This is a genomic window from Brevundimonas mediterranea, from assembly GCF_011064825.1.
Taxonomy (GTDB): domain Bacteria; phylum Pseudomonadota; class Alphaproteobacteria; order Caulobacterales; family Caulobacteraceae; genus Brevundimonas; species Brevundimonas mediterranea_A.
Window position 1 is genome coordinate 3,294,829 of record NZ_CP048751.1, and the last position, 19,444, is coordinate 3,314,272.

Sequence of the window (19,444 nt, forward strand, 5' to 3'; positions counted from 1 at the left end):
TCATCGGTAGATGGGGAAGCGGTTGGTCAGCTCCCGCACCTGGGCAGCCACGCCCGCGACCACGGCCGGATCGGCTTCATCGCCGCCGTTCATCGACGAGACGACGTCGGCGATCCAGTGGCCGATCTGCTTGAACTCGTCCTCGCCGAAGCCGCGCGTCGTGCCCGCCGGCGTGCCGAGGCGAACGCCCGAGGTGACGGTGAAGGGGGCGGTGTCGAACGGCACGCCGTTCTTGTTGCAGGTCATCAGCGCCTTCTCGAGCTCGTGCTCGGTCGCCTTGCCGGTCACGCCCTTGGGCCGCAGATCGACCAGGGCCAGGTGGCTGTCGGTGCCGCCCGAGACGATGGCCAGGCCGCGCTCGACCAGGACGCCGGCCAGGGCCTGGGCGTTCTTGACCACCTGATGGGCGTACAGTTTGAACTCGGGCTGCAGCGCCTCACCGAAGGCCACGGCCTTGGCCGCGATCACATGTTCCAGCGGCCCGCCCTGCAGGCCGGGGAAGACGGCCGAGTTGATCTTCTTGCCCAGGTCGGCGTCGTTGGACAGGATCATGCCGCCGCGCGGTCCGCGCAGGGTCTTGTGCGTCGTCGTGGTCACGACATGGGCGTGCGGGAGCGGATCGGGATAGGCGCCGCCGGCGACCAGGCCGGCGTAGTGGGCCATGTCCACCATCAGATAGGCGCCGACGCTGTCGGCGATCTCGCGGAACCGCTTGAAGTCGATGTGGCGGCTATAGGCGCTGGCGCCGGCCAGGATCAGCTTCGGCTTCTCCTTCTGCGCCATCTCGGCCACGTGGTCATAGTCGATCAGATGGGTGTCTTCGCGGACCTTGTAGGTCACGGGCCGGAACCACTTGCCCGACTGGTTCGCCGGCGACCCGTGCGTCAGGTGCCCGCCGCAGGCCAGGTCCATGCCCAGGAATGTGTCTCCGGGCTGCAGCAGGGTGAAGAACACCGCCTGGTTGGCCTGGGCGCCCGAGTGGGGCTGCACATTGGCGAAGGCCGCGCCGAACAGTTTCTTGGCCCGTTCGCGCGCCAGATCCTCGGTCACATCGACGAATTCGCAGCCGCCGTAATAGCGACGACCAGGATAGCCCTCGGCGTATTTGTTCGTCAGAACCGAGCCCTGCGCGTCCAGCACCGCCTGGGAGACGATGTTCTCCGACGCGATCAGCTCGATCTGCTCCTTCTGCCGCCCCATCTCGCCCTGAATGGCCTTGAAGACGTCCGGATCGGCGTCGGCCAGGGTCTTGGTGAAATAGGCGTCATGGGTGAAGGCGGTCACGTCGGAATCCCCGCGTCTGAGAAGGCCGCCTATCTAGGCCGCAGCGCGCCGAACCACAATATCTTGTGGTGAGCCCCCTTAGTCAGGCTCAAACGCCCGACGGAGGAAGGCGTATGAACCGCGCCGTAGCGTCGCCGTCCGTGGTCGCGCGAACCTCCACACTACAGGGACGGCAGCTCTTGCGATCAATCAGAACGGCTGGCCCCTCGAACAAGGCCAGCGATCCGTTGGGCAGATATTGCTGCACACGGACGGACGAGCCCATTTCGACAATCTCGAAACCTAAGTCCGGATCAAACTTGCGATTGGGGCGCGGATCGTTCGCCACCGCAACTTTTGCGGTTTCGATGAAGTCACAGCGCCTGACCTCCGGCCCTGTGCAGCCCGGCGCGGCATGGTCGGCTCCGGTCAGAAGCACCAGGCCGCCGAGCATGGCGAAGATCGAAAAGGCTCCGAACCCCAGAACCGCCGGTCCGCCTGGTTGCAGCATGATCGCCTCCCACGACACGCAGGAAATCACCGTTCGACGTTAAAGTCGATCTAGGGCGCCTTATCGACCTGTCTCTAAGGCCCGCCTCAACTTCGCGATCGCTACGCGCTCGACGGCCTTGGGCTCGTTGACCGGTCCCATGGCGCTGACCTCGCGGCCGGTGGCCACATGGATGGCCGAGCATTTGATATAGGGGCCGTTGCGCACGGTCTCGACGATCACCTCGCCGAGGTCGTCGTCCGCCACGTCTGTCTCAGGCCGCCACCGACCGGCGCGCCACATTGCAGTGGGCGAACAGGCGGTCCATCGCCTGGACGACATGGTCCATCATCTCGTCCGTGTGGTTCGGCGAGGGCGTAAAGCGCAGCCGCTCGGTCCCCTTGGGCACGGTCGGATAGTTGATCGGCTGAACATAGACGCCGTACTCGTCCAGCAGCATGTCCGAGATCATCTTGCAGTGGACCGGATCGCCGACGTGCACCGGCACGATATGGCTTTCGCTGTCCATCACCGGAATCCCGGCGGCGGCGAACCGCGCCTTCAGCGTCGCCGCCCGTTCCTGATGCTGTTCGCGCAGTTCGGGATGGGTCTTCAGGTGCCGCACTGACGCCAGGGCCCCCGCCGTCAGGGCGGGCGGCAGGCTGGTGGTGAAGATGAAGCCCGAGGCCCAGCTGCGCACGGCGTCGATGATCACGGCGTCGGCGGCGATATAGCCGCCCATGACGCCGATGGCCTTGCCCAGGGTGCATTCGATGATGTCGATCTGGTCCAGCACGCCGTCACGCTCGGCCACGCCGGCGCCGGTTTCGCCATACAGGCCCACCGCATGGACCTCGTCCAGATAGGTCATGGCGCCGTATTTCCTGGCCAGGGCGATGGTGCCGGCCAAGTCGGCGATGTCGCCGTCCATCGAATAGACGCTCTCGAAGGCGACCAGCTTGGGCGCTCCGGCCGGAGCGGCGGCCAGCAGGGCCTCCAGATGGGCCAGGTCGTTATGCTTGAAGATGTGCCGTTCGCCGCCGCCCTGGCGGATGCCGGCGATCATCGAGGCGTGGTTCAGCGCGTCTGAGAAGGTGATGAGGCCGGGCAGGATCTTCTGCAGGGTCGACAGGGTCGCCTCGTTGCCGACATAGCCCGAGGTGAACAGCAGCGCCGCCTCCTTCTGGTGCCAGTCGGCCAGCTCGGCCTCCAGATCCACCGCCGAGCGCGTCGTGCCCGAGATATTGCGCGTGCCGCCGGCGCCCGCGCCCACGGCGTCGATCTCGTCCTGCATGGCCTTCAGCACGACCGGGTGCTGGCCCATGCCCAGATAGTCGTTCGAGCACCAGATGACGACGTCCTGCTCGGACCCGTCCTCGCGGCGGCGCACAGCCTGCGGGAATTGCCCGCGAACGCGCTTCAGGTCGGCGAAGACGCGATACCGTCCTTCGCTGCGCACCTGCTCCACCGAGTTTTCAAAGGCGGCCTTATAGTCGAACACGATATTCGTTCTTTCGCTTATGGCGATCTCTGTCTTTTCTTTGCGCCCGACACCGAAGCTTGTCCATGTCCTGAGCATGGACAAAACGACCTAAAACCTTCATTGATAACGGTTCTCAGGTTTCGTCGGCAGGGTGTTCGACATTTGAAGCCGTCCAGCGACCGATTCGATTCCTGTGGACGCCCGACCGCCGCAACCGATTTGCCCGGTCACGAATCGAATTCTGGGGCAGTTTGAGGTCATGACCGTTCAGATGATCCAGGCCGACCTCCAGGCGCGCAGCGCAGACGCGCCCGCCGACCATCCGGAGCGGCAGTATCTGAACCTGCTGCGCGACATCCTGGACAACGGCGTGCGCCGCGACGACCGCACCGGCACGGGGACCCTGGGCGTCTTCGGCCGCCAGATGCGGTTCGACCTGTCGAAGGGCTTCCCCGTCCTGACGACCAAGAAGCTGCACCTGCGGTCGATCATCGTCGAACTGCTGTGGTTCCTGCGCGGCGAGACCAATATCGGCTGGCTGAAGGACAACGGCGTCCGCATCTGGGACGAATGGGCCGACGCCGAGGGCGAACTGGGTCCAGTCTACGGCAAGCAGTGGCGGTCGTGGACGGCGCCGGACGGCCGGTCCATCGACCAGATCGAGAAATTGGTTCACGGCCTGAAGACCAACCCCAACAGCCGCCGCCACATCGTCACCGCATGGAACCCCGCCGACGTCGACGACATGGCCCTGCCGCCCTGCCACTGCCTGTTCCAGTTCTTCGTCGCAGACGGCAAGCTGAGCTGCCAGCTGTACCAGCGCAGCGCCGACGTCTTCCTGGGCGTGCCCTTCAACATCGCCTCCTACGCCCTGCTGACCCTGATGCTGGCCCAGGTGGTCGGGCTGGAGCCCGGCGACTTCGTCCATACCTTCGGCGACGCCCACCTGTATCTGAACCATCTGGAACAGGCCGAGCTCCAGCTGACGCGCGAGCCCCTTCCTCTACCCGTCATGCACATCGCGCCCAAGACCGACCTGTTCGCCTTCGAACTGTCGGACTTCACGCTTGAGGGTTACGAAGCCTGGCCGCACATCAAGGCCGCAGTGGCCGTTTGATGGACCTCAAGTCGCTGCAGGCCGCCGTCCTGCGCATCTCGGACATCTACGCCGCCGAACACCAGATCGACCGCGACCGCGACTGGGCGCTGCTGAAGCTCCAGGAAGAGCTGGGAGAGCTGACGGCCGAGCATCTGCGTCTGTCCGGCCGCGCGCGAGGCACGCCCGACGCTGACGCCTTGGGCGACGAAGCGGCCGACGTCCTGGGCATGCTGCTGATCTATTGCGCGGGCGCAGGCGTTGATCTGGAAACGGCCATGCGGCGCAAATGGCTCAAATGGCTCGAACCCCAGACGGAAGACACGCCATGAGCATTCCCCTGATCTCCCTGGTCGTCGCCCGCGGGCGCAACGGCGTCATCGGCCGTGACGGCGACCTGCCGTGGCGGCTGCGCTCGGACCTTCAGCGGTTCAAGGCCATCACCGTGGGCAAGCCCTGCCTGATGGGCCGCAAGACCTGGGAGAGCCTGCCGCTGAAGCCCCTGCCCGGCCGGTTGAACCTGGTGCTGACCAAGGACGAATCCTACGAGGCCGACGGCATGTCCAAGGGCGCCCTGGTCTGCGCCACACTGGATGAGGCGATCGAGATCGCGCGGGAGACGGCCGAGGAGGACGGCGTGGACGAGATCTGCGTCATCGGCGGCACCGCCCTGTTCGCCGCCGCCCTGCCCCGCGCGCGTCGCCTCTATATCACCGAGGTGGACGCCGCCCCCGAAGGAGACGCGGTCTTTCCACCGTTCGACGAAACGGCCTGGACCGAGGTATCGTCGGAGTCGCATCCGGCAGGCGAGAAGGACGATCACGCCTTCACCTTCCGGGTGCTGGAACGCCGCTAGGAGAAGTCAATGTACGTCACCACCACCAACGACCTGCCCGGTTTCCGCGTCACCCGCCATATCGGCCTGGTGCGCGGCGTGACGGTGCGCTCGCGCAACGCCATTTCCGACGCCATCGGCGGGGTCCAGTCGATGCTGGGCGGCCGGGTCGGCGCCTATGTGAAACTGGCCGAGGCCGGGCGTCAGGAAGCCTATGACGAACTGGTCAAACACGCCGAGGCCTACGGCGCCAACGCCATACTGGCCGTTCGCTACGACGCCACCGAGATCATGCCCGGCGTGACCGAGGTGCTGTGCTACGGCACGGGCGTGATCGTCGAGCCGGCCTGACCTCCGCAGAGACCGGACCGGCTCGATTTCATCGATTAGGACAGGCTCATCAGGGCCGAACGTTCGAAGTTCTGAAGTTCGTCGGTGCGGCCCTCGCGGATCTTGGCCGCCCATTGCGGATCGGCCAGCAGAGCGCGGCCGACAGCCACCAAGTCGAATTCCTCGTTCTCCAGTCGGCGCAGCAGACCGTCGAGTGACGCGGGTTTGGACCCCTCGCCGCCAAAGGCCGCGATAAACTCGCCGTCCAGGCCGACCGAGCCCACAGTGATGGTCGGCTTGTTCATCAGTTTCTTGGTCCATCCGGCGAAATTCAGGTCCGACCCCTCGAACTCCGGCTCCCAGAAGCGGCGCTGCGAGCAGTGGAAGACATCCACTCCCGCGTCTGACAGCGGCGTCAGCCATTCGACCATCTGGTCGGGCGTTTCGGCGATCCGGGCCGCGAAATCCTGCTGCTTCCATTGCGACAGGCGCAGGATGACGGGGATGTCGTCGCCGACGCCTTCACGCACCGCCTTGACCACCTCGGCGCCGAACCGGGCGCGGTCGGCCATGGTCGGGCCGCCCCAGCGGTCCTCGCGCACATTGACGCCGCCCCAGAAGAACTGGTCGATCAGATAGCCGTGGGCACCGTGGATCTCAACGGCGTCAAAGCCCAGCTCCCGCGCCGCGCGCGCCGACCGGCCGAAGGCGGCGATGGTGTCGGCCACGTCCTCTTCCGTCATGGGTTCGTACTTGGCCTTGCCCGGCGCCGTCAGGCCCGACGGACTGTCCACCTTGCCCAGCGGCGCCCAGGCCTCGCCCTGGCCACGCGCGGAGCCGACATGCCAGATCTGCGGCGCGATCAGCCCGCCGGCGGCGTGGACCTCGTCCACCACCGTCTTCCATTGCGGCAGGGCGTCGCCGTGGAAGACCGGAACATTGGCGTCGTTACGCGCGGCAGGCCGCTCCACCACCGTGCCCTCGGTGACGATCAGCCCCACGCCGCCTTCCGCCCGGCGGCGATAATAGCCGGCGACATCGGAGGTCGGGATGCCATTGGGCGAGAAGGACCGCGTCATGGGCGCCATGACGATTCGGTTGGGCAGGGTCAGCCCCTTGACGGTGAAGGGGCGAAACAGGGCGTCGACGCTCATCGGATCTCCTTGGGTATCGGTAAGACCCAAGGTGGCGAATAGGGTTGCGTTTGAAAACCCCCGCCGTGGGGATATTTTCTAAAGCCCCAGCGCAGCCGCGATACGGTCAGCGACGATAGCGAACCGGGCGGCGATATCTCCCGACGGATCGGCGGCGACCGTCGGGACACCGGCGTCGCCCCCCGCTCTCAATGCGGCGTCCAATGGCAGATCGCCCAGGAACGGGATAGCCAAGCGCTCGGCCTCGGCCTTGGCGCCGCCCTGACCGAAGACGGCCCCGCTCATATTCTCGATCAGGCCGAGGGTCGGCACATTGACCCGCTGGAACAGCGTATGCGCCCGCCGCGCATCGGCCAGGGCCACTTCCTGCGGCGTCGAGACGATGACGGCGCCGTCCAGCGGAGTCTTCTGGATCAGGGTCAGTTGCACGTCGCCGGTGCCGGGGGGCAGATCAACCACCAGCACATCCAGCGGCGCCTCAGCCGTGCCCCAGCGGGTCTGGGTCAGCATCTGCGTGATCGCCTGCGACGCCATCGGCCCGCGCCAGATCATGGCGTCGTCCATCTTGGTCAGGAGGCCGACCGACATGGCCTTCATTCCATGGGCGACATGCGGAACAATGGCGCCGTCCTCATAGGCGGGCTGACCGCTGATCCCCAGCATGGTCGGCAGCGACGGCCCATAGACGTCAGCGTCCAGAATTCCGACCGACAGGCCGCGCGACGCCAGAGCGACGGCGAGGTTCACCGCCACCGTGGACTTGCCCACCCCGCCCTTGCCGCTGGCGACGGCCAGGACGCGACGGACATGGGCCGGACGGTCGGTGGGGACCGGCGCCTTGGCTCGCCCCTGATCCACGGCGGCCTTTGAAAGGCCAGCGGTGCGCGCCGCCGGCTTGGCGAGTCCGGGTTTGGCTTCGGCCGTCAGGATCACCGACACGCGGTTCATGCCGGGAAGGACCTTCAGCGCGGCCTCGGCCGCGTCGCGAACGGGCGCATAGGTCGCGACCAGGCTGCGATCCACCTCAAGAGCGAAGCCGGCGCGGTCCTCAGCGACCACCAATCCCTGCACGAGGCCCGAGGCGAACAGTCCCTGACCGGAGACCGGGTCCATGACGGCGTCGAGGGCGGCGATGACGGCGGAACGTTCGACCAAGGCGGTCTCCAGAAGACTTGCAGGCGACAAGGGCCGCGTTCTATCGCCCATGGATGTCGCCTGCGAGCCTCCATTTGTCCCAGCCGCCTTCAGTCACCCTGATCGCGGGTCCGACCGCCTCGGGCAAGTCGGCCCTGGCGTTGCAAATGGCGCGCGAGACCGGCGCCGTCATCATCAACGCCGACAGTCAGCAGTTATACGCCGACCTGCGCGTCCTGACCGCCCGCCCGTCGCCTGAAGACGAGGCCCAGGCCGATCACCGGCTGTATGGCGTCGCCGATGCAGCGGACGCCTGGTCGGTGGGAAAATGGAGCCGCGCGACCCTGAATCTGCTGGATATCGCACGCGCCGACGGGCGGCCGGCGATCCTGGTCGGCGGCACCGGCCTGTATTTCACTGCCCTGACACGCGGACTGGCGGACATTCCCCCTGTGCCTCAGAGCGTCCGTGACGCGGTCGAGGCGGACTATATGGCGCAGGGCGAAGCCGCATTCCGCGCCCGTCTCGCTGAAATCGACGCCGAAGCCGCCCGTTCCATCGAACAGGGCGACCGCCAACGGCTGGTGCGCGCCATGAGCGTCCATTCGGCCAGCGGCCGCGCCTTGAGCGACTGGAAGGCGGACACTCGCCCCCTGCTGACGCCGGGGTCATGGAGGGGACGGGTCATCGAGCCGGACCGTGCGGACCTCTACGCCAACTGCGACCGGCGTGTGGATGTGATGATGGAGAACGGCGTGCTCGACGAGGTGCGCGCCCTGACTGCGCGGAATCTGTCCCCGACCCTGCCCGCCATGAAGGCGGTCGGGGTGCGCGAATTGGCGGCGTATCTGGCCGGAGAGGTCGGTCGGGATGAAGCGATCGACGCCCTGAAACAGGCGACCCGAAACTACGCCAAACGCCAGCTGACCTGGTTCAGGAACCAGACCCCGGGCTGGGCGCGGGTTTGAAACGCACGCGGCGCTTGGAAAGCGTCCGCGCAACGCCTATATTGGACCTGTCCGGTTTCGGCCGGACTATAGCGATAAACGCGCTTGTAATAAGCGGACCGGACCCGGGTGCGATTCCCGGCGGCTCCACCAACCTTCTCCCCGCGTTATCGGCGGAGGCAGCATGGGGCCGACTAGCATCGACGGACGTGTAAAGAGGATTGCTTTCGCTCGTCCTGGCCCACCGTATCGGGCCATTTTCTAACTGCGAACGATAACTTCGCTGGAGAAGTCGCTCTCGCCGCGTAATGCGGTTCGGGTGATTTCGAATCTTAAGTCCTAGGGGTTCAGATCCTTGGGCGGGGCCTGTCGGGAGCCTGGCAACAGAATCCCGGCGTTTCTTCCGCACATACTGTCCGTTTACCCTATTCGCATCTTTCGCGGCGGGACCGGCGACGCTATCAGTCGCGCTGAATTGCGAGGTGACGATGACCGACCAGACCCCTCCGGTCGATGAGATGCAGTATGAGCGGCTGGCGCACGAGGCGTTGCGCGGCGTGATCCGTTCTGCGCTCGACCATGTTCTGGCCGAAGGCCTGCCGGGCGCCCACCACTTCTACATCACCTTCAAGACCCGCGCCGCCGGGGTCAGCATCCCGCCGGACATGCTGGCCAAATACCCGGACGAGATGACGGTGGTGCTGCAACATCAGTACGAGGACCTGCAGGTCGAGGCCGACCGGTTCTCCGTCAAGCTGCGGTTCGGCGGCGTGCCGCGCACCCTGGCCATGCCCTATTCGGCCGTGACCCGATTCTACGACCCCAGCGTCCAGTTCCTGCTTCAGTTCGATGAACCCGAGATCGTCGAGGCGGTCGAAGAAGCGACGCCGCCCGAGGATCCAACGCCGGGCTCCGACGGCCCCAAGGTCGTGTCGCTGGACCAGTTCCGGAAAAAGTGACGGCTCAGTCTCGACGGGGATAGGAGCGGATCATGATCCGCTCCCTCTCGCCCTCGCGTCGCTCGACCAGCAGGCGGGCGACCTGGGCGTCGTCGTGGAACAGATAGCCCTTGATGGAATCGAGCAGGGCCTTGGCCAGGTTGTCCAGATCCATCCACGGCGGCTCGCCCACATGCTCCATTCGGATCTCGACGACATGATCGCCCCAGGACGGGCGTGACGCCCATTCCTTGCGCATGAACTCATAGACCAGCGGCTTGTAGTATTTGGCCTGGGTGGTCAGGCCGTCGATGACGATCTCGACCGCCTCGCCGTCCTCGCGCGCCCGCACCTTGCCCGTCCCTATCCAGCCGGCGGTCATGCCACGTCTGCCGATGTGAGGATGTCCGCGCTCTTCTTGCCCTGCATGACCGCCGTGCTACACCCGCGCGCACACAATCGCCACGCCTGAGAGACGAGTCCGCCCATGAGCAACGTCCGTATCGAAACCGACACCTTCGGCCCCATCGAGGTCGCCGCCGACCGCTACTGGGGGGCCCAGGCGCAGCGGTCGCTGGGCAATTTCAAGATCGGCTGGGAGAAGCAGCCCCTGCCCGTCGTGCGCGCCCTGGGCATCGTCAAGCGCGCCGCCGCCGAGACCAACCGCGACCTGGGCAAGCTGGATCCGGCCCTGGCTGACGCCATCATCAAGGCCGCCAACGAGGTCATCGAAGGCAGGCTGAACGACCACTTCCCCCTGGTCGTCTGGCAGACGGGGTCGGGCACCCAGTCGAACATGAACGCCAATGAGGTGATCTCGAACCGCGCCATCGAAATCCTGGGCGGCGAGATGGGCTCCAAAAAGCCGGTCCACCCCAACGACCACGTCAATATGAGCCAGTCGTCGAACGACACCTATCCGACGGCCATGCACGTGGCCTGCGCGGAACAGGTGGTCAACGACCTGATCCCGGCGCTGAAGCACCTGCACGCCGCCCTGGACGCCAAGGCCAAGGCCTGGGCCCACATCATCAAGATCGGCCGCACCCATACCCAGGACGCCACCCCCCTGACCCTGGGTCAGGAGTTCGGCGGCTATGCGCAGCAGGTCGCCAACGGCATCGAGCGGATCGAACAGACCCTGCCTAAGCTGATGGAACTGGCCCAGGGCGGCACCGCGGTCGGCACCGGCCTGAACGCCCCTATCGGTTTCGCGGAAAAGGTCGCCGCCCAGATCGCCGAGATCACCGGGCTTGCCTTCACCACGGCGCCGAACAAGTTCGAAGCCCTGGCCGCCCATGACGCCATGGTCTTCAGCCACGGCGCGATCAACACCGTCGCCGCCTCGCTGTTCAAGATCGCCAACGACATCCGCTTCCTGGGCTCCGGCCCGCGCTCGGGCCTGGGCGAACTGGCCCTGCCGGAGAACGAGCCGGGCTCGTCGATCATGCCCGGCAAGGTCAATCCGACCCAGTGCGAGGCCCTGACCCAGGTCTGCGTCCAGGTGTTCGGCAACAACGCCGCCCTGACTTTCGCCGGCTCGCAGGGGCATTTCGAGCTGAACGTCTACAACCCCGTCATGGCCTACAACTTCCTGCAGTCGGTCCGCTTGCTGGCCGATGCGGCGATCAGCTTCACCGACAACTGCGTCGTCGGCATCGAGGCCCGCGAGGACAACATCTCGCGCGGCCTGAACAACTCGCTGATGCTGGTGACGGCCCTGAACGGCAAGCTGGGCTATGATATCTGCGCCAAGATCGCCAAGACCGCGCACAAGAACGGCACCACCCTGCGCGAGGAAGCCGTCGGCGGCGGCTATCTGACCGACGCCGAGTTCGACGAGGCGGTGCGGCCCGAGAAGATGATCTCGCCGGGCTGATGCGATGACCGCCCTGGAGCGTCCCTACTGGATCGAGGCTCTTTTCGAGCGCCGCGACGGCTGGGACGCTTCCGTCTATCCCTTCAACCTGCCGGTCGTGCGCACGCTCGACCGGCTGGCCTTCCATCCGAACGTGACCTTTCTGGTCGGTGAGAACGGCTCGGGAAAGTCCACGCTGATCGAGGCCCTGGCGGTGGCCTGGGGGTTCAATGCCGAAGGCGGCGGCCGCGAACATCGCTTTGGCACGCGCGACAGCCATTCCCCGCTGCACCGGTTCGTCCGGCCCGTTCGATCGGCGCAGCGGGTTCAGGACGGCTTCTTCCTGAGGGCGGAGAGCTTCTTCACGGTCGCCTCCTATCTGGAAGACCCCGAGGTCAGAGGCGAACGATACGGCGCCCGCCGACTGCATGAGCAGTCCCACGGCGAGTCCTTCTTCGCCCTGTTCGATAACCGCTTCATCGGCGACGGCCTTTACATTCTCGACGAACCGGAGGCCGCCCTGTCGCCTAGCCGGCAACTGTCCTTCCTCTCGCGTCTGCACGAACTGGTGATGGCGCGGTCGCAGTTGATCATCGCCACCCATTCGCCCATCCTGCTGGGCTATCCCAACGCTTGGATCTATCAGGCGTCAGACCATGGGCTCGAACGGATCGAGTACGAGGATACCGACCATTATCAGGTCACTCGCAACTTCCTTACTCGTCGCGAGATGATGTTGGACATCTTGCTGGAACTCGATTGAGCTCAGGGCTTGTCGCGGATCGTTCGTCCCACCGGCGCCAGGGCCAGCTTGGCCAGCTCCAGGTCCTTCAGGGCGAAGGGGATGCCGATGATGGATACGAACTCGGCCACCGCGATGATCAGGTGCGAGAGGGCGATGTACCAGCCGGCCACGACGAACCAGACGACGTTCAGCACCAGTCCCAAGCAGCCCGCCACCGGATGGGTGTCCTGCCAGACGATCTCCCGCCCGAACGGCCAGAAGGAATAGCTGGCGATCCGCCAGGCCGCGAAACTCCACGGCAAGCCGACGATGGTCAGGGCCAGGATCGCACCGCCCAGCAACCACAGCAGACCCGACAGCCAGCCGCCAAAAATGAACCACAGGATATTCAGGATCAGGCGGACCATCTCAGCTCTCCGGCAGGCGTGGCCATACAGATAGCCAAAACGCCCCGCCTGCGACAGCGGGGCATTCGTTAATTCGCTTTCACCCGGCTCTCCTGGCTCAGGGGGACCGGTCACCCGCTCGACGTCAAAACGCAGTGCTTAGAGACCGCCCTTGCACCCCCCGGTGATGACAAGGGGCCCGTCGCAGCGGTATGAACGCTGACGGGGATTTTCAATGAGAACGCATCGGATGAGACGAATCTGTTCGAGTCTGCTGGCGGTCGTCATGGCCTTGTCGGTGGCGTCATGCGGCACCTTGGACCGGCCGACAGGACCGCTGCGCATCGCGGACGGCTCGCTGATACCGGCGCGGGATCCGCGCATTCGCGCCAATGACGCGGCCCGGCTGGCGGCTTTCTCCCAGGAAGTGGGCGAGCGGCTGTCGACGGGGCGGCCCCTTTCGATCCTGGCCCTGTCCGGCGGCGGCGCCAACGGAGCCTATGGCGCCGGGCTTCTGGTGGGCTGGACCGAGCGGGGCGACCGTCCGGTCTTCGACATCGTCACGGGGGTCAGCACGGGCGCTCTCGCCGCGCCCTTCGCCTTCGCCGGGTCCGAATGGGATCCGCAACTGGGCTATGCCTATACGGGAGGGGGCGCCAGCAGCCTGTTGAGCTGGCGCAGTCTGGCGATCTTCCTCTACCCCAGCCTGTTCAGCGCCGGCGCCCTGCGCAAGCTGGTGGACGAGAACGTCACCCTGGACCTGTTGCAGGCCATCGCCCGTGAACACGCCAAGGGCCGCCGCCTGCTGGTGGCCACGACGAACCTCGACAGCGAGGAGACCGTCATCTGGGACATGGGCCTGCTGGCCAGCCAGAACGACGAGAATTCGCGCGCCCTGTTCAAGGAAGTGCTGGTGGCCTCGGCCAGTATTCCCGGCGTCTTCCCGCCGGTCCTCATCGCGGGGCTGCAACCGGACCAAACCGTGGTGATGGAGATGCACGCCGACGGCGGCGTGAACACCCCTTTCCTCGCCATTCCGGAGAACCTGACCCTATGGACCCGCAAGCGCGAAGAGCGGGGCGTCGGCAGCCTGTACGTCGTCGTCAATGGACAGGTCGGTCGCAATGACGGGGTCACCTCGGGCCGGCTGACGGCCATTCTGATGCGAAGCTACGACAGTATGAGCAAGGCCTCGCTGCGAACCCATCTGGCGACCACGGCGGCTTTCGCCCAGCGCAACGGCATGACCATGTCGCTGGCGGCCATCCCCGACAACGTCGAGGCGTCCAGTCTGAAATTCGACCAGCCGACCATGACCGCCCTGTTCAACCTGGGTCGCGAGCGGGGCCGGTCAGCGGACGGCTGGACCCGGCTCGACCAGGCCGCGTCGGGTCCCGTTTTCATTCCCCCCGCTGTCCTTCCGGAGGATCAAGTGCCCGAGGCCCTAAGGCCCAAGGAGCCGGAGACGCCGACTTCCGCCGCGCCGCAGCCCTAGACATGGCCGAGATCATCAATCTGAACCGGGCGCGAAAGGCGCGGACCAAGGCCGAGGACAAGACCCGCGCCGCCGCCAACCGCGCCGCCCATGGCCGCACCAAGGCTCAGAAACAGTCTGCGGACAAGGAGCGCGAGCGCGCCGCCCGGCAGCTCGATGGACAGAAGCTGGACGACTGATCCCCTAGGCCTTCGGCGCGCGGATCAACAGGACCTGGCCGCCCAGCACCAGGATCAGGCCGATCAGCATGGTCACGCCGACATGGGCGCCCTCGAACAGGACCGACATGATGACGGCGATCGGCGGGGTCAGCGCCGAAATATAGCTGGCCAGGGCATAGCCGCGTTGTCGCGCCAAGGTGAAATACAGCCCGAAGGCGATCACCGATCCAAACAGGGACAGGTGCAGCAGAGACAGAATATAGGCCGGGGTCGGCTCGATCCGCCATTCCACGCCGGTCGCGAACCCATAGACCGCCACCATGGCCGTGCCATAGGCCATGGCCCAGGCGGTCGCGGCCATGACCGGCGCGCCGGCCTGTTGGCCGCGCCAGGCGAACCAATTGCCGAAGGCCGAGGCGAGGACGGCGATCAAGGCGAAGACCACGCCCAGAACGGGCGCCACGCCTGCGGAGACGCCTGCCCCCGACAACTGTCCGAACGACAGGACGGCGACCCCGCACACCCCCAGGATCGCCCCCTGCCACGCGCCGGCGGCGGCCTTCTGGCGCTCCAGAACCCGAAACAGGATCAGGTTCACGAAGGCCAGGGCGGCGAAGATGACGGCGACGACGGCCGAGGCCACGCGTTCCTCCGCCGCATAGACGAAGCCGTAGCTGACGGCGAAGACGAAGGCGCCCTGCCCCACGGCGGCCAGATGCTGGGCGCGGGTCAGGCGCAGCGGACGCCGCGTCAGGGCGCAGAAGGCGAACAGAACGACCGCAGCCAAACCGAACCGCCAGACGATGGAGACGATCGGATCCACCACGCCCAGCTGCAGGGTGATGGCGAACCAGGTCGTGCCCCAGATCAGGGCGCAGATGGCGATGGCGAGGATGGTGATGGGGCGACTCATGGACAGGCTCCGACGGGCGAAGCCCGCTTATCATCGACGTCGCGAAAGCGCCGCTCACGTCTTGCGCCCGAGTATGACAGACTGATTTTCCTCTAGAGGAGACCGCCATGCGTTACGCCCCCCTGATCCTGCCCGCCGGTCTGGTGCTGGCCGCCTGCGCCGTCGCGCCGACCGGTCCGGAGATGAGCGCAGGCACGACCGTCGTGACGGTCACCGCCCTGTACCGCGAGCGAATCATGCTGCCGCCCGGCCATGTGCTGACGGTGCGGGTCGAGGACGTCAGCCGGGCCGACGCCCCGGCCCTGGTCCTGGCCGAGGCCAGCGAGCCCCTGACCGGCGCCCGGCCCTATCGCGTCAGCCTGGGCCTCCCCACGGCCCAGATCGACCCGCGCCATGCCTATGCCGCGCGCGCCGAGATCCGCGACGCCGCCGGCGCCCTGGTCTTCGTCACCGACACCCGTCACGCGGTTCTGACCCAGGGCGCTCCGGCCTTCGCCGAGATCGTGCTGAAGTCCGCGCGGTGAGCGGCCTGGCCAAACGGTCCGTCGTTCTGGCGGGCCACGCCACCTCGGTCGCGCTGGAGCCCGAGTTCTGGGAGGTTCTGGACCGGATTGCTCAGACCCGCAGCCTCAGCAAGGCCCAGCTTCTGGCCGACATCGACGCCGGCCGGGGACGCCGTCCCCTGGCTTCAGCCTGCCGCCTGCTGGCGCTGAACTGGGTGGCGGAGCATGGTGTAAAAGCGTAAACCTTGAGCATAAAAGGAAGCCGCCATGGACAATAGCCGTCTTATTCCCGCCACCGTCATCGGGAGCCTTCTGGCCCTGGGGCTCATCGGCGCCGGCGCCCTGGTCGGTCAGGGCGTGATCCATGCGCGGGCCGGGGACCGGACCGTGACGGTTCGCGGCCTGTCGGAACGCAATGTGAAGGCCGATCTGGCGGTCCTGCCGCTGCGCTTCACCGCGTCGGGCGATGTTCTGTCTGAAGTTCAGACACGCATCGACGGCGACCTGGCCCTGGTGCGGCAGTTCCTGACGGCTCAGGGTTATCCGGCCGACGCCGTCGATCTGGGCCGGCTGGAGGTGGCCGACACGCGGTCGCGCGAATACGCCGCCCAGAACGGCGGGCCGCGCTTCATCCTGGCCCAGACGGTCATCGTCCGCACGAACGACGTCGCCCGGGTTCAGACGACGACCCGCGCCCTGAACGATCTGGTGCGGCAGGGCGTGGTGTTGCAGGACTTCCAGGGTCCCTCCTATGTCTTCACCAAGCTGAACGATGTTCGGCCCCAGATGATCGCAGAGGGCACGGCGGCGGCGCGAACCGGGGCCGAACAGTTCACCAAGGATTCCGGCACCCCGCTTGGCCCGATCCGTCAGGCCACACAGGGCTCTTTCGAAATCCTGCCGCGTGACGGCGCAGGCGGAGACGAAGCCGCCTCGATCGACAAGAAGGTCCGGGTCGTGACCACCATCACCTATGGTCTGAAATAGGCCGGTCGGCCCGCGCCTCGCGGCGTTCCAGCGTCCTCTCCTCGGCGGATTGCGGCCGTTCGATCAACGCCGCGTCGCCGTGGGGATCGTCTGCCGCTTCGGCCATGACGATCCACAGGATGATGAGCGCGAACATGCCGATCATGCCCAAGGCGAAGGCGCGCCAACCCGCCTTCGCAGCCTTGGGGGTGCGATCCGGCGTCTCCTCGATCTTCTGGTCGTCTCGTCCCATCATCCAAGGAACCGGCCTGCGCCGAAGCCAGTTCCAAGGTTTCATTTGGGCGACGGCCCTGACATCGCCCTCCGGTCCCCTTATGTTCCGGTTTTGATTCTGCCTGCCGGATGTCTCAAAGCCTGTGACCGATCTTCCCGCCCCCCGCATCTCCGACCTGGCCCGCGCCCGAGCGCCCGACGGGGCGGGACCGCGCGACTATCTCGAAGGGCTGAATCCGGAACAACGCGAGGCGGTGGAAGCGACCGAGGGGCCGGTCCTGGTTCTGGCCGGCGCCGGCACCGGCAAGACGCGGGTGCTGACCACGCGGCTGGCGCACATCCTGGCGACCGGCCGGGCCAGGCCGTGGGAACTGCTGGTCGTCACCTTCACCAACAAGGCCGCCCGCGAGATGCGCGAGCGGATCACCCATCTGATCGGTCCCTCGGCCGAAGGGTTGCGCTGGCTGGGCACCTTCCACTCCATCGCCGCCCAGATCCTGCGTCGGCACGCCGAACTGGTCGGGCTGAAGTCCAGCTTCACCATCCTGGACACCGACGACCAGGAACGGGTGCTGAAACAGCTGCTGGAAGCCGCCAATATCGACACCAAGCGCTGGACGCCCAAGTCGCTGTCCGGCCTGATCGACCACTGGAAGAACCGCGGCTGGACGCCTGAGAAATTGCCCCCCGGCGAGGATTTCGCCAACGGCAAGGGCCAGGGCCTGTACGCCGCCTATCAGGCCCGCCTGCGCAGCCTGAACGCCTGCGACTTCGGCGACCTGCTGCTGCACAACATCACCATCCTGTCCAAACATGCGGACCTGGCGGACGAATATCGTCGCCGGTTTCGCTACATTCTGGTGGACGAATATCAGGACACCAACGTCGCCCAGTATCTGTGGCTGCGGCTGCTGACGGCCTCGACCGGCAATGTCTGCTGTGTCGGCGACGACGACCAGTCGATCTACGGCTGGCGCGGGGCCGAGGTGGACAACATCCTGCGCTTCGAGCGCGACTTCCCCGGCGCCAAGATCGTCAAGCTGGAGCGCAACTATCGCTCGACCAGCCATATCCTGGGCGCCGCCTCGGGCCTGATCGCCGCCAACCGCGACCGGCTGGGCAAGACCCTGTGGACCGAGGACGACAGCGGCGACAAGGTGCGGGTGCGCGGCGTCTGGGACGGCGAGGCCGAGGCCCGGCTGATCGCCGACGAGATCGAGACTGCGCGTCGTCCCCATGCCGGCGAACCGGGGCTGAAATACAAGGACATGGCCATCCTGGTCCGCGCCTCGTTCCAGATGCGGGCCTTCGAGGAACGGCTGGTCATGCTGGCCATCCCCTATGCCGTCATCGGCGGCCCGCGCTTCTTCGAACGGGCCGAGATCCGCGACGCCCACGCCTATATGCGGCTGATCCAGTCCGAGGACGACGATCTGGCCTTCGAGCGGATCGTCAATGTGCCCAAGCGCGGCATCGGCGACACCAGCGTACAGAAGATCCTACAACTGGCCCGCCAACACGACCTGTCGGCCCTGACGGCGGTGCGCGGCCTGATCAACACCGACGAGCTTCAGGCCCGCACCCGCACCGCCCTGTCCAACTTCGTGCGCGACCTCGACCGCTGGCGCGCCCTGTCCGAGACCACGCCCCATTGGGAGGTCATGGAAACGGTGCTGGAGGAGAGCGGCTACACCGATATGCAGAAGGCCGACCGGACCAGCGGTCAGACCCGGTTGGACAACCTGAAGGAACTGACCCAGTCGATGCAGCAGTTCGAGACGCTGCAGGCCTATCTGGAACACGTCTCCCTGGTCATGGATCTGGAGCGCGCGACCAGCGACGATCCGAACGGCGACGGCGCGGTCCAGATCATGACCCTTCACGGCGCCAAGGGGCTGGAGTTCCCCTTGGTCTTCCTGCCGGGCTGGGAGGAAGGCGTCTTCCCCAGCCAGCGCAGCATCGATGAAAAAGGCGAGAAGGGCCTCGAGGAGGAACGCCGCCTGGCCTATGTCGGCGTCACCCGCGCCAAACAGGACGCCCGCATATCCTTCGCCGCCAATCGTCTGGTCTATGGCCGTTGGACCTCGCAACTGCCCAGCCGCTTCGTTGACGAACTGCCGATCGCCCACGTCGATCCCCAGTCCGACACCGGCTACTACGGCGCCTCCACCGGGATGAAGGAGGCCAAGAGCCGCTGGGACGACGCACCCAGCTTCGGCAGCGGCTATTCCTCGCCCGGCTGGAAACGCGCCCAAAGCTTCACCGCCGCCCAGACGCCGAACAAGATCCCCGCCCGCAAGGCCGTGATCGAGGGCGACGGCCGCCTGATCGCCACCGCCGATCCCAAGTCCGGCTCCGGCTGGAAAAAGGGCGAACGCGTCTTCCACCAGAAGTTCGGCTACGGCCACGTCCGCGTCATCGAGGGCAATAAGCTGCTGGTCGATTTCGAAAAGGCCGGCGAGAAACGGGTGATCGACAGTTTCGTGGAGAAGGCAGGCTAAAAGGGGCGGGCT

The 19,444-nt window shown here is 66.3% G+C and carries 24 protein-coding genes and 1 other RNA gene; 15 read left to right on the forward strand and 10 right to left on the reverse strand.

The annotated features are described in order from the left end of the window. From glyA to hemA, 4 genes are all read right to left on the reverse strand, one after another. Complete coding sequence (glyA, locus tag GYM46_RS16225; protein WP_008261195.1) at positions 1–1,284, reverse strand: serine hydroxymethyltransferase; 1,284 nt, start codon at positions 1,282–1,284, stop codon at positions 1–3. Between the two features lie 88 nt (positions 1,285–1,372). Continuing rightward, complete coding sequence (locus tag GYM46_RS16230) at positions 1,373–1,774, reverse strand: hypothetical protein (RefSeq protein WP_040349519.1); 402 nt, start codon at positions 1,772–1,774, stop codon at positions 1,373–1,375. A gap of 60 nt (positions 1,775–1,834) precedes the next feature. Then, a complete protein-coding gene (locus GYM46_RS16235; RefSeq protein WP_008260590.1) occupies positions 1,835–2,020 on the reverse strand; it encodes a DUF6898 family protein in 186 nt (61 codons plus the stop codon). 7 nt (positions 2,021–2,027) lie between these two features. After that, positions 2,028–3,254 (reverse strand): 5-aminolevulinate synthase, encoded by a 1,227-nt coding sequence (hemA, locus tag GYM46_RS16240; protein WP_040350067.1) that lies wholly within the window; start codon positions 3,252–3,254, stop codon positions 2,028–2,030. A gap of 253 nt (positions 3,255–3,507) precedes the next feature. On the opposite strand from hemA, the gene GYM46_RS16245 reads away from it, so the two are divergent. From GYM46_RS16245 to GYM46_RS16260, 4 genes are read left to right on the forward strand one after another with little or no spacing between them, the layout of a single operon-like run. Beyond that, positions 3,508–4,353, forward strand: coding sequence for a thymidylate synthase (locus GYM46_RS16245; RefSeq protein WP_040350066.1), 846 nt, complete (start codon positions 3,508–3,510; stop codon positions 4,351–4,353). Continuing rightward, positions 4,353–4,664, forward strand: coding sequence for a phosphoribosyl-ATP pyrophosphohydrolase (locus GYM46_RS16250; protein WP_008264359.1), 312 nt, complete (start codon positions 4,353–4,355; stop codon positions 4,662–4,664). The genes GYM46_RS16245 and GYM46_RS16250 overlap by 1 nt, the downstream gene beginning before the upstream one ends. After that, positions 4,661–5,188, forward strand: coding sequence for a dihydrofolate reductase (locus tag GYM46_RS16255; RefSeq protein WP_008264016.1), 528 nt, complete (start codon positions 4,661–4,663; stop codon positions 5,186–5,188). The genes GYM46_RS16250 and GYM46_RS16255 overlap by 4 nt, the downstream gene beginning before the upstream one ends. A 9-nt stretch (positions 5,189–5,197) precedes the next feature. Continuing rightward, positions 5,198–5,518, forward strand: coding sequence for a YbjQ family protein (locus GYM46_RS16260; protein ID WP_008259471.1), 321 nt, complete (start codon positions 5,198–5,200; stop codon positions 5,516–5,518). Positions 5,519–5,553: 35 nt separating this feature from the next. Here the strand turns inward: GYM46_RS16260 and GYM46_RS16265 are convergent, their stop codons facing one another. Both GYM46_RS16265 and GYM46_RS16270 read right to left on the reverse strand, forming a co-directional pair. Then, positions 5,554–6,651 carry an NADH:flavin oxidoreductase gene (locus GYM46_RS16265; protein WP_008264060.1) on the reverse strand — a complete coding sequence of 366 codons (1,098 nt, stop codon included), beginning with the start codon at positions 6,649–6,651 and terminating at the stop codon, positions 5,554–5,556. Positions 6,652–6,729: 78 nt separating this feature from the next. Further along, positions 6,730–7,806: an Mrp/NBP35 family ATP-binding protein gene (locus GYM46_RS16270; protein ID WP_156796427.1), complete on the reverse strand. Its 1,077-nt coding sequence runs from the start codon at positions 7,804–7,806 to the stop codon at positions 6,730–6,732. A gap of 53 nt (positions 7,807–7,859) precedes the next feature. Here GYM46_RS16270 and miaA point away from each other — a divergent pair, with 53 nt between their 5' ends. The 3 genes from miaA (at position 7,860) to GYM46_RS16285 (ending at position 9,691) form a co-directional block, all read left to right on the forward strand. Next, positions 7,860–8,753: a tRNA (adenosine(37)-N6)-dimethylallyltransferase MiaA gene (miaA, locus tag GYM46_RS16275; RefSeq protein ID WP_050771628.1), complete on the forward strand. Its 894-nt coding sequence runs from the start codon at positions 7,860–7,862 to the stop codon at positions 8,751–8,753. A gap of 10 nt (positions 8,754–8,763) precedes the next feature. Continuing rightward, positions 8,764–9,131, forward strand: a transfer-messenger RNA (tmRNA) gene (gene ssrA, locus GYM46_RS16280). A gap of 89 nt (positions 9,132–9,220) precedes the next feature. Beyond that, complete coding sequence (locus GYM46_RS16285; RefSeq protein WP_008262374.1) at positions 9,221–9,691, forward strand: SspB family protein; 471 nt, start codon at positions 9,221–9,223, stop codon at positions 9,689–9,691. Between the two features lie 4 nt (positions 9,692–9,695). Here the strand turns inward: GYM46_RS16285 and GYM46_RS16290 are convergent, their stop codons facing one another. Next, entirely contained in the window at positions 9,696–10,052 is a 357-nt protein-coding gene (locus tag GYM46_RS16290) for a RusA family crossover junction endodeoxyribonuclease (RefSeq protein ID WP_008262420.1), read from the reverse strand. A 105-nt stretch (positions 10,053–10,157) separates the two neighbouring features. Here GYM46_RS16290 and fumC point away from each other — a divergent pair, with 105 nt between their 5' ends. Both fumC and GYM46_RS16300 read left to right on the forward strand, forming a co-directional pair. After that, complete coding sequence (fumC, locus tag GYM46_RS16295; protein ID WP_008260151.1) at positions 10,158–11,549, forward strand: class II fumarate hydratase; 1,392 nt, start codon at positions 10,158–10,160, stop codon at positions 11,547–11,549. Between the two features lie 4 nt (positions 11,550–11,553). Further along, positions 11,554–12,291 (forward strand): AAA family ATPase, encoded by a 738-nt coding sequence (locus GYM46_RS16300; protein WP_008259977.1) that lies wholly within the window; start codon positions 11,554–11,556, stop codon positions 12,289–12,291. A 2-nt stretch (positions 12,292–12,293) separates the two neighbouring features. Here GYM46_RS16300 and GYM46_RS16305 read toward each other — a convergent pair whose 3' ends face one another. Further along, positions 12,294–12,680, reverse strand: a complete 387-nt coding sequence (locus GYM46_RS16305; RefSeq protein ID WP_008263259.1) for a YccF domain-containing protein — start codon at positions 12,678–12,680, stop codon at positions 12,294–12,296. Positions 12,681–12,909: 229 nt separating this feature from the next. On the opposite strand from GYM46_RS16305, the gene GYM46_RS16310 reads away from it, so the two are divergent. Continuing rightward, the gene (locus GYM46_RS16310; RefSeq protein WP_008263692.1) at positions 12,910–14,154 is read left to right on the forward strand and encodes a patatin-like phospholipase family protein; all 1,245 of its coding nucleotides are present in this window, start codon (positions 12,910–12,912) and stop codon (positions 14,152–14,154) included. 2 nt (positions 14,155–14,156) lie between these two features. Further along, positions 14,157–14,333 carry a DUF4169 family protein gene (locus GYM46_RS16315; protein WP_008264174.1) on the forward strand — a complete coding sequence of 59 codons (177 nt, stop codon included), beginning with the start codon at positions 14,157–14,159 and terminating at the stop codon, positions 14,331–14,333. A 4-nt stretch (positions 14,334–14,337) separates the two neighbouring features. Here the strand turns inward: GYM46_RS16315 and GYM46_RS16320 are convergent, their stop codons facing one another. Further along, positions 14,338–15,228 (reverse strand): DMT family transporter, encoded by an 891-nt coding sequence (locus GYM46_RS16320; RefSeq protein ID WP_008262741.1) that lies wholly within the window; start codon positions 15,226–15,228, stop codon positions 14,338–14,340. Positions 15,229–15,335: 107 nt separating this feature from the next. On the opposite strand from GYM46_RS16320, the gene GYM46_RS16325 reads away from it, so the two are divergent. Genes GYM46_RS16325 through GYM46_RS16335 form a run of 3 tightly spaced genes read left to right on the forward strand, consistent with a single transcriptional unit; the run spans position 15,336 to position 16,718 of the window. After that, complete coding sequence (locus tag GYM46_RS16325) at positions 15,336–15,752, forward strand: YbaY family lipoprotein (RefSeq protein WP_008263177.1); 417 nt, start codon at positions 15,336–15,338, stop codon at positions 15,750–15,752. Then, positions 15,749–15,973, forward strand: coding sequence for a ribbon-helix-helix domain-containing protein (locus GYM46_RS16330; protein WP_008260896.1), 225 nt, complete (start codon positions 15,749–15,751; stop codon positions 15,971–15,973). Before GYM46_RS16325 ends, GYM46_RS16330 begins: the two co-directional genes overlap by 4 nt. Before the next feature lie 25 nt (positions 15,974–15,998). After that, positions 15,999–16,718 (forward strand): SIMPL domain-containing protein, encoded by a 720-nt coding sequence (locus GYM46_RS16335; protein WP_008262204.1) that lies wholly within the window; start codon positions 15,999–16,001, stop codon positions 16,716–16,718. Here the strand turns inward: GYM46_RS16335 and GYM46_RS16340 are convergent. Further along, the gene (locus GYM46_RS16340) at positions 16,699–16,953 is read right to left on the reverse strand and encodes a hypothetical protein (RefSeq protein WP_040349516.1); all 255 of its coding nucleotides are present in this window, start codon (positions 16,951–16,953) and stop codon (positions 16,699–16,701) included. The genes GYM46_RS16335 and GYM46_RS16340 overlap by 20 nt on opposite strands. Before the next feature lie 121 nt (positions 16,954–17,074). Between GYM46_RS16340 and GYM46_RS16345 the strand changes: the two genes are divergently transcribed. Continuing rightward, the gene (locus GYM46_RS16345; protein WP_008259571.1) at positions 17,075–19,432 is read left to right on the forward strand and encodes an ATP-dependent helicase; all 2,358 of its coding nucleotides are present in this window, start codon (positions 17,075–17,077) and stop codon (positions 19,430–19,432) included. The last annotated feature ends 12 nt before the right edge of the window (positions 19,433–19,444 follow it).